Annotated in this window: 14 protein-coding genes; all 14 read right to left on the bottom strand. The window is 33.6% G+C overall.

Annotation, left to right across the window (positions count from 1 at the left end; translation table 11 throughout):
* The coding region (locus tag ACJML3_RS02305) for an MMPL family transporter (protein ID WP_406020245.1) at positions 1-1,682 on the bottom strand (1,682 nt) is incomplete at its 3' end.
* The gene (locus tag ACJML3_RS02300; protein ID WP_406020243.1) at positions 1,672-2,274 is read right to left on the bottom strand and encodes an outer membrane lipoprotein carrier protein LolA; all 603 of its coding nucleotides are present in this window, start codon (positions 2,272-2,274) and stop codon (positions 1,672-1,674) included. The genes ACJML3_RS02305 and ACJML3_RS02300, both read right to left, overlap by 11 nt.
* Positions 2,258-2,710 carry a thioesterase family protein gene (locus tag ACJML3_RS02295; RefSeq protein WP_288136148.1) on the bottom strand — a complete coding sequence of 151 codons (453 nt, stop codon included), beginning with the start codon at positions 2,708-2,710 and terminating at the stop codon, positions 2,258-2,260. Before ACJML3_RS02295 ends, ACJML3_RS02300 begins: the two co-directional genes overlap by 17 nt.
* 2 nt (positions 2,711-2,712) lie before the next feature.
* On the bottom strand, positions 2,713-3,660 hold the full coding sequence (locus tag ACJML3_RS02290) for a hypothetical protein (protein WP_406020241.1): 948 nt from the start codon (positions 3,658-3,660) through the stop codon (positions 2,713-2,715).
* Complete coding sequence (locus ACJML3_RS02285) at positions 3,650-4,381, bottom strand: glycosyltransferase family 2 protein (protein ID WP_331853032.1); 732 nt, start codon at positions 4,379-4,381, stop codon at positions 3,650-3,652. The genes ACJML3_RS02290 and ACJML3_RS02285 overlap by 11 nt, the downstream gene beginning before the upstream one ends.
* Positions 4,374-4,721: a hypothetical protein gene (locus ACJML3_RS02280; RefSeq protein WP_288136151.1), complete on the bottom strand. Its 348-nt coding sequence runs from the start codon at positions 4,719-4,721 to the stop codon at positions 4,374-4,376. Before ACJML3_RS02280 ends, ACJML3_RS02285 begins: the two co-directional genes overlap by 8 nt.
* The gene (locus tag ACJML3_RS02275; protein ID WP_406020238.1) at positions 4,718-6,100 is read right to left on the bottom strand and encodes an AMP-binding protein; all 1,383 of its coding nucleotides are present in this window, start codon (positions 6,098-6,100) and stop codon (positions 4,718-4,720) included. The genes ACJML3_RS02280 and ACJML3_RS02275 overlap by 4 nt, the downstream gene beginning before the upstream one ends.
* On the bottom strand, positions 6,087-6,497 hold the full coding sequence (locus ACJML3_RS02270) for a hypothetical protein (protein ID WP_406020236.1): 411 nt from the start codon (positions 6,495-6,497) through the stop codon (positions 6,087-6,089). Before ACJML3_RS02270 ends, ACJML3_RS02275 begins: the two co-directional genes overlap by 14 nt.
* 163 nt (positions 6,498-6,660) lie before the next feature.
* Positions 6,661-6,915, bottom strand: coding sequence for an acyl carrier protein (locus ACJML3_RS02265; protein WP_331853035.1), 255 nt, complete (start codon positions 6,913-6,915; stop codon positions 6,661-6,663).
* A 13-nt stretch (positions 6,916-6,928) separates the two neighbouring features.
* Entirely contained in the window at positions 6,929-7,183 is a 255-nt protein-coding gene (locus tag ACJML3_RS02260; RefSeq protein WP_288135702.1) for a phosphopantetheine-binding protein, read from the bottom strand.
* Position 7,184: 1 nt separating this feature from the next.
* Positions 7,185-7,961: a lysophospholipid acyltransferase family protein gene (locus ACJML3_RS02255; protein ID WP_406020234.1), complete on the bottom strand. Its 777-nt coding sequence runs from the start codon at positions 7,959-7,961 to the stop codon at positions 7,185-7,187.
* Positions 7,958-8,683 carry a beta-ketoacyl synthase chain length factor gene (locus ACJML3_RS02250; RefSeq protein WP_406020232.1) on the bottom strand — a complete coding sequence of 242 codons (726 nt, stop codon included), beginning with the start codon at positions 8,681-8,683 and terminating at the stop codon, positions 7,958-7,960. Before ACJML3_RS02250 ends, ACJML3_RS02255 begins: the two co-directional genes overlap by 4 nt.
* 3 nt (positions 8,684-8,686) lie before the next feature.
* Positions 8,687-9,760: a methyltransferase gene (locus ACJML3_RS02245; protein ID WP_406020230.1), complete on the bottom strand. Its 1,074-nt coding sequence runs from the start codon at positions 9,758-9,760 to the stop codon at positions 8,687-8,689.
* A 159-nt stretch (positions 9,761-9,919) separates the two neighbouring features.
* The coding region (locus ACJML3_RS02240) for a flagellar hook-basal body complex protein (protein ID WP_406020228.1) at positions 9,920-10,822 on the bottom strand (903 nt) is incomplete at its 5' end.

The following is a 10,822-nucleotide window of genomic DNA, read 5'->3' as shown; positions in this document are numbered from 1 at the left end:
AAATCATCAAGCTGTACTGGTAAAAGCTCTTTATTGTTCTCTGATACAAAAATTGAGTTTTTTAAAAGAGTATTCTTTACAGAATCTAATCTATTCTCAATTCTCTTGATATCCTCAATCTGAGTCTTTACTGAATTAAGTGGTATAGCTTTGTATGAGCTGATAGTTGATTCTTTTATAAGACTATCAAAATATTTTCTTGCAACTTCATTTTGATATAAAAGCTCATCCACACTTTTTGCCTGCACTGCAAAATAAGCTGTATTCTCTGTCTGTTTTAAAATCAGAGAAATTTGTAAATCATCGCTTTTTAGTTTTTCATCCATACTCTGGAATGATTTTGGATCATTATTGAATGATGTGAATGGAACACAAAGAGCACAGATTAAAATGATTAGTAAAAGTACAGTAAGACAGTTTTTCCTTTTTGAAACAAAAGATAAATACTTTTCAATAATGGCTGTGTTTTTAAATTCACGGCGTTTTACTCTTTGACAAAGATAAGGTTCAATTGTAAGTACAAATAGGCATGAAACTGTAATTGTCACCATGCAGAAAACAGACAGCTGCTTTAATGGTTCAATAGGCGATAAAAGAATAATAAGATAAGCTACAGCATCTGTTGCAACAGCAAGAGACAGAGGCTTTTTTAGTATTCTTATAGTATCAAATGCACTTTGATTACTTTGAGATCTGAGTCTTAATGACATGTAATAGATTGTATAGTCACAGACAATTCCAATAATACTTAAAGCCATTGCAAGCAGGATTATATTTACGCTGTCAAAAAAGAGCAGTACAGAGGCAAATCCTGAGAGTACACCTGTAAATACCGATAGTAGTGCAAGTACTACAGGTCTTACTGATCTGAATACAAAGAATATTAAAGAAAATACACCGATAAGACTTAATGATCCTATAAGCGATATGTCATTTTCAGACTTTTGTGATGCTTTTTGAGAATAGAAAAGTGTTCCTCTTTTTAGAATTGTAACAGAATAATTGTTTTCTAATCGCAAAACAAGATCTGTAAGTTTAGTACTTAGGATCTTTGTGGATTTTAGATTGAAAGCAGAGCTTTTGGTTGTTACATTCAGAAAATAATAGCCATCATCTTTATATTTTATATATAAGAATCCGTCTTTTATCCTGATATTATTTCCCTTTGACAGCTCTTTTATCACATTTCTTGTAAGCAAAAGAGGATCGGATGCAATTTCATTAGATGAAACTCCTGCAAATCCTGAAAATAAAGATGACAGGACTTTTTTATCATAGCTGTCTTTTTCAAGTGATTTTCTTAATTTATTAGATATGATTGCATGAGAGTTTTTATAGATATATTCATTGAACTGTTTTTGACTGTCTGAATCTGAATAACCTAGTATATCGGCAGTCATATCATCATTTTTAAGCTCATTGTACAGTTCTTTTACAGCATTATAAGCTTTTATCTTATCCTTCGTGTCCTTTACTAAAAAGACAATCTGTGAGTCGATTCGTTTTGTGTACTCATCAATGATTGATTCATCAATACCACTTTTTGTCTCCTTTGGAAGACAGGAGAGAATATCAGCTTCAAAGCGCACATTATCAATTCTAAAAGCGATAATAAGAGCACTTATAAAAATAAGAAGTAGAAAAATAAGGGCATTAACCTTATGAGCAGATCTACTTTGCACGGTATTTTAAAACTCCAGATTCATCTTTTATATTTTTATATCTGTAATCAGATAGGAAAAGCTCTGTAAGATCGCTGTTTGTGTCGTAGATTTCAATTTTTAATAACTCTTTATCGCCTTTTAACAGAATTTTTGAAAAGATATGCTTCATAGTTTTATCAAGAGGGATAAGTGTCACTTGCCAGTTTTTAAGATCACCTTTGACATAGCTTGAAAAATAATCGCCTAAGTTTCCCTGAAAACTGAAAATCTTCATTAAAAGAGATGATATCTCAAAAACTTCACCATTACTTTCTCTTGTAAGTTCACTTATATCACCATCGATAATTTCAAGTATTCTGTCATTGCTTAAAACCATACACTGTTCAAAAGGCTCTTTTTGTACATAAAAGAGCTCATTTTTTGTCATGATTATGTAACCGTTAGACTCAAGTATTCTTTTTGCAGCGCTTAAATGCTTTTTTTGTATGTACAAAACCTCAGTTTCACTTTCTTTGACAAGATTATTCTTTATCTCATCAATAGTCAGAGCATAAGTCTTTGTGCATACAGCAAGTAGAGTAAAAAGAAATATTTTAAAAATTTTTGCCATTTTTCTTTTCATATTCCTCGATTGCCTGTACAAGATTTAAAGGAGTGCAGATTTGCACCTGCATTGTCTTAGTATCTACAGCTACCTGTTGAGTTTTACCATATGCACAAAGTGTTTTACACTCCCCACCATAAACCTCATAGTTTATTTCAACCTTGCCGTCATATTCTGTGAGCATGCAAAGTACGCTTATGGTTTTATCTGTAACAAAAAGAGGCTTTCTGTATTTGCAGTTGCATTCAGTGATAGGATATATGATGTTTTCCTCTTTCATGTTTGAATAGTCATAGCCAAGAGCATAAAAGAAGGCTTCTCTTGCAAGTTCAAAAAACTTGATATAGTTGCCATGCCATACAACACCCATAGCATCAGTGTCATGGAATGAAATAGGAAAAACTGATTTGTGTGCAATTATATAATCTTTTCTTTTGTACATTTTTATTCTTTGAAAAAGTCAAAAAAGTTAAACCACTGATATGGATATTCAATAACCAGATCTTCAAGCTCTTTTGCATATCTTTGTATATGCTTTTGTAAAGATGCTTCCTTGTCCCTTCTGTCTAAAATTAGTTTTTCACAAAAATCGATACAGACAATATCAATAATCTTTGTTATAGGATTTTTAAGTCCGAAAACCAGGATAATAGGGCATTTTAAGATTGATGCAAGAATAAATGGTCCTTGAGGAAACTTTGCCTTTCTTCCAAGAAATTCAACCGAGCATGTGCGGTTATTCTGATTAGAATTATAAGTTGTTGGTATTCTGTCTGCTGCAATTGCAACAATCTGCCTATCATCTATCTTTTCTTTAAGCAATACAGCTGTATCAGGCCCCATAGATGTGGTAGTAATTATGTTGATATTTGAAGTTGGTGATAAAGTTTTTAAAAAACGGTTATAGTTTTTTGCATTATCAGTATAGAAAATTGAATTGATGATATAAGGTGAATTCTTAGTATATATTGCTCTTAGTGCTTCAATATCACCAAAGTGTGAACAGACTATGAATCGGCCATGATCCTTGTATTTTATCATTACATTTTCACAGTCACCTCTGTAGCAAACATCTTTACCAAGAACTATCTTTCCCTGCCAGCTTTTTAGTTTGTCCATTAGCATAAAACCAAATGACATAAAATGAGCAAAGGTTGAAAGCTTAAGTTTCTTTAAACCTCTTTTTTCTCTTGTTGTGTTTACAGAATCTAAGAATTCTCTTGAATACTGTCTTTGTTTTTTTGCAATAAGATAATAAAAGAACATGACAATAAGCAGCACAAAGTTGAAGATATATCTGCCGCCAAAGTTGTATATGAACAGCATGATCTTCAGGCCGTAGTAACCTCCTTTGAATTCTTTTTGTTCGTTCCAGTTTTTATTATCTTGCATTCTTAAAGATCCTGACTGGCAGTGTTAAAAATGAATATGCACAGAGTTTTGTATGCATCCATGAAATTCTTAGCTGATCAATTGCCTTAAAATTTGAAATTCCATTTTTTGGATATTCAACTTTTGTGTCAAAAAATAATACTTTTATTCCTGACCAGGCTAATCTTACAAGGATCTCAATATCAAAAGTCATTCTTGATTTAAGGTTATGCTCTGTAATTATTTTATCAGTAATATTAACAGGATAGGCTCTAAAACCAATCATTGCATCTTTAATCATAAAAGAGAGTGTTTCTATATGAACAAAGAAATTGGTGATTTTTCTGCCTATGACTCTAGATCTTGGAGCATCGTCATCATAAATGGGAGCGCCTGAAATAACACAGTCTGGATTTTCTTTACAGAGTCTAAGGATTTTTTTTATATCTTCAGCATTATGCTGTCCGTCTGCATCAATCTGAATGGCATGGCTGTAGCCTTTTACATTTGCAAAATGAATAGCTTTTGCCACACTTCCACCTTTTCCAATGTTTATCTCATTAGTGAGTACAATCACATTGGCAAACTGTTTTGCGATGGCATTTATATTATCTGCAACACTTTTTTCATTGCCGTCATCAACTACTATGACATCAGAAATATTTTTTTGTACCTCTTTTATAACATTAAAAAGAGTATTATCGTGTCGATAGCATGGGATAATAGCAACTGTTCTAATCATTGATTTTTACCTTGCCAGATGATGCAACCTTATCTATGTTCTCAACAAAATATTCAAAGGTAAAATTCTTCTTTTCTGTGTTAAGCTTTAATCTAAGTACAACCTTATCAAAAGGAACAATTGGCTGTGTGAACTTTACCTGAGGTATATTATTAACAGTACTTATTGAAAACAGCTCTTTTGCAAAGTGAATTGCCCAGCCTAGTTGTATAACACCGGGAAGCAAAGGCTGTTCTTTGAAATGTCCTTTAAGATAGAAAAGTGTATCTTTTAAGGTAAAACTGATTTTTGCCTCGTTACTATCAGTTTTTTCAATTAAATAGTTTTCAGGAAGTATCATTTAAACATTTCCATTAGTTCTGTTACTACTTTCTTACCCATTGAGTTTACTGGTATTAGTTTTACAAAACGGATATAACGTGGAATAGCAATTGGAATAATTTGTTCTTTAAGTGTTTCTCTGTACCTTTTTACAAAATCATGTCTTTTTTCTTCATCACTATTGAGTATGTCAGCACTCTTAGTTGCAAGAACAACGCCAATATGAGTTCTGCTGTTCTTTTCAACAGGTATTGCAACGGCATCATCAATACATTCAATCTGAACTGATAGCTGTTCTATATGAGTTAGAGAAACTCTGTTTTCTGACAGTTTTACAACCTTATCCTTTCTGCTTTTTACTATGAATTTATCACCTTCAAAAACGATGTTGTCATCAAGCAAATAAGGCTCTTTTAAAAGAGGTGAGTGTAAATAAAGAGCATCATCTTGTTTTTTGAATGTAACTCCCTTAAATGGAGTATACATTTGCAAAAGTCCTTTAGCCTCACGATGTCCTATGAAGTTTGTTTCAGTTGAACCATAGATTTCAGTTATAGGACATGAGGACCATTCATAGTATTCTTTGGCACTTTGATTGCTCAAACTTGCACCTGCAGATAGAGTAAAGATTATCTTTGGACTCTTAAGTGATTTGTCTATCTTCTTTAAAATTGCAGGTGACGATACAAAAACAACCTTCTTGCCAACTCCGTTGTCGCAAAGCTCTTCATGATATTTAAAGAATCTTGTATCAAAAACAAATGATCTTAAAAATGGGAGCAGCACTCTGAATGTAAGACCGTAAAGATGGCATGGTGATACACTTGCCATGAAGATTAGATCCTTATGTTCATCTAGATCTTTTGTAAGATCTTCAAGATGAAAGATATCTTTTTCAAGCTGGCTTAAAGTCTTTTCAATTTTCTTTGATTTGCCAGTTGATCCTGATGTAAAAAAGGAAATCTTACTTTCAGGATCTGGCTTTTTAGTAATTACAGCATCATGGTTTACTGCAGGGATCTCATCAATAGAGCGAAGAGGAATTTCCTTTATAAGCTCTTTGATATTCAAATTTGGGATCTTTGCATTATCAAAGTTTCGATCACTTATCAGTGCATCAAAGTACTCATTCTCAACTGATAAATCCACATGCATTGAACCTAAAAGGATCACTTCTTTTTTTGCATAGATACAAGCTGAGAAGGCTACAAGAAATAAATAGGCATCATCAGTATAAATAGCTATCTTCTTAAAATCAGACATAGACAGATATACGCTAAAAGCTTTAACTGCTATCTGAAGATCGTATACATGATATGTCTTATCCTTGTCCACACATAAAACTTCTTTTGGGGAACGGCGGAGAAAAACAGCTTGGTGAAAGTTATTTGTTGTCATATTTTTTCTTTAAAAAGACTCTTAGTATAAATTCTGCTGTAAAGATAATACCTATAAGAATGTATGAAATAAATCCGTTGTATAAGGTCCATACTTTAAGGTCATTTATTATTGCTGTATAAAGTGCAATCAATCCATTTATTACAAAGAATACAGCCCAGAAGATAGTCAGTCTTCTAGTATATGAAATAGCAAAAGGCGGAAGCTCTTTTTCCTTTAGCATTGCCAGAACTGTTATTATAGGTCTTTTACCTAGTATTGATGCTGTAAATACAATGAACAGTATTGCATTGACAATTACAGGATAATAAAACATAAGTTCAAGCTTTCTAAATACAAGCGTAAAAACACAAAGAAGACATGCACATGCAAGTGAGTACCTGCCTGCAACTGCCATAGTGCTGTCTACATTTCTTGTACAAAGAAATCTTATAAAAAATACAAATGCAATAAAAACAATCAGGTAGTTTAGTACATGATATTTGATTGCAGTATATATCAGCACAGGATAAGCTATGCTGATAATAGTAAATAATATGCCAAGCAGTATTCTTGGCATATTATGAATTTGAAATTCTATAAAGAACTTCAACTACGTCGCCAATTGTACGAACCTGTTTGAAATCCTCAGGAGAAATTCTCTTACCGATTTCTTTTTGAATCTTAACGATTAGATCAACTGCATCAATGCTGTCTAAATCAAGATCTTCAAAAATTTTGCTATCCATGCTGATATCAGCTTCATCAAGTTCAAAAAGGGCAACAAGATCTTTTTTTATTTTGTTAAAAATCTCTTCTTTTGTTTTAAGTGCCATATCAATACCTTTTTTATCTGTTTGCGTTGATGTATTCAGCTAATGTCTTTACAGAGTAGAAGCTCTTTTTCATCTCTTCATTGTCAGATGAGAGTGTAAGACCGTATTTTTGCTTGATCGCCATACCAAGCTCAAGAGCATCAATAGAATCAAGACCTAGTCCATCAATGAATAGAGGAGCTTCAGTTTCGATATCTTCTGTGCTGATGTCTTCAAGATTTAAAGCTTCAATAATAAGCTCTTTGATTTCTGTATATAGTGTTTCCATTTTAGTTTTCCGTTTTAGTTTGAATTGTCTTTTGTAAAGCATTAGAAAGAACTCTTGGCAGCGCAGTTCTTTCATGTCCAGGATTGGTTTTTATAAATTCGTTTATATCAATTTTATCAAGAACTTCAATTTTATATGTAAGAATTTTATGATAAGTGTGATAGAAAAGTTTTCCTTTTCTTAATGCAACTCCGTCAAACTTGAATACTATAGGTCTAATATCACACATACAGTTAAGAGCGATACTAGCAAAACCATGACGGAATTTAATATGGTCAAAGTCAACTGTTCTTGTCCCCTCAGGGAAGATAATAATATTATCTCCATATGACAGTGACTTTCTGCAGTTTTCTATCATCATCTCAGGTGAGATTGAATTTAGAAGATAATCGTTGCAGTAAATGACACCTGAGAAGAAGAAATTATTCTTTAAACTTGCCTTTACAACGCAGTTTGCGTTGTTAACAAAAGAATCCATGATTACAACATCAAGAAGACTTGGATGATTTGCAATATACAAAACACCTTTATCATTCTTAATTTTTTCAAGACCTTTTATCTCAATATCAAAGATTTTTAAAAGACAACCAAGCTTGAGATAGAATTTGAAAGAATAAAGCGTAAACTTTCTTGAGATATTGCATCTTAAGTGGCGATCTCTTACACACAGTCTTATGACATTGAACACAATAAAAGCGATAAAAAGTGCACCAATGCCAAAACCACCAATCATCAGTGTCGAAATAAACGCTCTGTAAAGACCTGCTATAAATTTCATGAGTTCTTTATAAATCTGTAATTAAGTTTTCTGCCTGGAATTAAAAATTCCTTTGTTCTTTTTGCATATTCCTGCATGAATTTTACAGATGCAAATTCAGAGATCTTTGTGCTTTGCGTTTTATCTTCTGTTTTAACTGTAAATTGATCTCCTGAAGATATCAAAAGAGCAAGAGCATGTGGATATGTTGGATATGCCACATCAAGATAAACCTTAAAAAACTCAGGAATAGTCACATCATAGTCACAAATAAGAACATTTTTAGCACCTGTTTTTATCATTGCATAAGCATCGGTTAGTGCCATTACAAATGAATCAATACCAGCACTGACAGAAGATGAAGGGATCTTTCTTTTTGACAGAATGGTATAATTTCCAACTGCAGCATTGTGAACAGACATTGAAAAATCTGTAGGTGAAACATCTGTTTTTTGAACAGTAGATTTTAATACCTTGTAATTATGCTCAAGTTCTCCTGAAGCTGATGAAAAAATAACAGCATCTATACTGTTTTCTAATGTCAGTTCCATAGCAGCATCAACAGCAAGCTTACAGCCATCAGATAGTCTTCTTGCTGTCATCATAGGAATGAACTTTGGCTTTGGATTCTTGATGCTTTTATCAATATCATCAAGATTGCAGTCAATTTCCAAAAGCTCATTAATAGTGCTAAGTGACAGCATTCTTAATGCTATTGCATCTATATTGAATGAAATTTTCATGCCTTATGCTCTTGAGCAGATAAACAGTGAATTGCTAATACCTAGACCATCGTAGATCTTTTCTACCTTTAATCCTGCCTGTTCGATAAGATCTGTAAGCATCTTGGTACTGAAGAATCGTGAATAACCGTTTGCTATTGCAGTAAAGTATAAGGAGAATGCATTAATAGAGTAGGCTGATGCTTCAAATTTCTGTCTGTCAGCAATAGGTTCCAGAATGCAAACTTTTGTATTATCTTTCATTGAATTTTTAATTGATTTAAGAATTCTTAAGATATGCTCAGGAGCAAAGCAATCTAAAAACTGGCTCATCCACCAGATTTCAGCTTCTGAAGGAAGTTTATAATCCACAAGAAGATCAACACCCATAAATTCGATTCTATCATCAAGACCATGAGCCTTGATATTTTCCTGAGCCATCTGGATCTGGCTTGGTAAATCAAGGATCTTTACCTTGGTATCCTTGGTGTTCTGACATACGCAGATTGAGAACTTTCCTGTATTGCCTCCAACATCATATATTAATTCAGGCTTGTACTTTTCATCTATAATTTTTATAGCTTCTTTAAAAGCTGACTGAGAGAACTGATGATCCCATTTGAACCAGTATTCTTTAGCTTTTTCAGGCAAATCCTTTAAATGAGGATAAATTGTTTCCCAGTCTTTGTTGAATACAGAAAGACCTGATGGTTTGCCACTTGTAAGAGCCTCATCAAGTTTGTCCATACCCTCGTAGCAGACATACTTACAAAAGCCAAGCTGATTTTTTGTCATTTCATCATTTTCAATAAAATATCCAATTTTTGTAATTGAATATACACCATCTTCTGAAACTGTAAGAACCTGTCCTGAAAGAGCAGCGTCAAAAAGAACACCTAATGCATATTCATTTAGATCTGTTTTATCAGCTATCTGCTTTATGGTCATTCCATTTTTATTTTCACAAAGTAACTTTAGTATATTGTGTTTAGCAAGAACGTATATTGCTTGGAAAATTACAGGTCCTGCAATCAGGCGATTAGCCTGTGATATGGCATCAAAAGCACTGATGTCTAATTTACTGTAGAAATTTGTCATAAGATGGTTTTAACTGGAATTTTAATTATGATAATCAAATTATTAAGTACGTTGTATTATACAAAAAATTGATATTTGTCTGTAAAAAAATAGTAAAAAAAAATCCTCATTAGTAAACTAATGAGGAAAACTATCTAAAAGAGAAACCTTAATTATTTATTATCTGATGTTCATGATTGAATCCATTGCTGTATTCTGAGTCTGCAGTGCCTGAGCATTTGCCTGATATGATCTCTGTGCAATGATTAGATCTACAAGCTCAGTTGCAAGCTCAACGTTTGACAGCTCAAGATTTGCACCCTTGATTGCACCCATAAGACCAGTCTTTGCCTGACCTGCCTGAGCTTCACCTGAGTGGAGTGATTCTTTCCACTGAGTGTCACCAATCTTCTGTAAGCCCTGATTGTTGTTGAAGTTTGCCATTGCAACCATAGCGATTGCCTCCTGGCGGCCATTTGAGTAACTTGCAAGGACTACGCCGTACTCATCAACCTCAACATTCTCAAGTAAACCTGTTGAGTAACCATCATTAGTAACATTTGAGATGGAGAACTTTGAGCTACCATACTGTGTATAGTTAAGATCAAGGCTTACTTCCTGTGAATCATCAACACCGCCACCCATTGCAGCTGCAAGAGTATTAGCTGCACGGGCACCACCATTCTCAGGAGGATATGTAGCAGAGCCGTTGTTTGTAAAGTTAATTGCAATTTCATCACCGCCATCACCCATCTGCTTAATCAATTTACCATCAGTACCAAACTCAAGCTGTACACCATAGTATACCTGACCGTGATCTGATGAAGCTGAACCTGCATCAACGGTAAACTTCATACCATCACTGATATCAACCTGAGTATCACCCATATAAGCAACAACATTCCAGATTGTATGACCGTCGTTTGGATAGTTACCACCTGCAGGATCCTGTGGGTTTGGTGTGCCATCATTTACATGATCCTTTACAAAGTAGTATGTAATTGTATGTGCACCACCTAAGGAATCATATACAGTCTGTGATGTTGCATTTGTATATGTTGATGAATCCTTGTGGTCAAAATC

The sequence above is a fragment of the Succinivibrio sp. genome (assembly GCF_045124615.1).
Classification (GTDB): Bacteria; Pseudomonadota; Gammaproteobacteria; order Enterobacterales; family Succinivibrionaceae; genus Succinivibrio; species Succinivibrio faecicola.
This window is presented reverse-complemented; position numbering and strand designations above follow the sequence as displayed.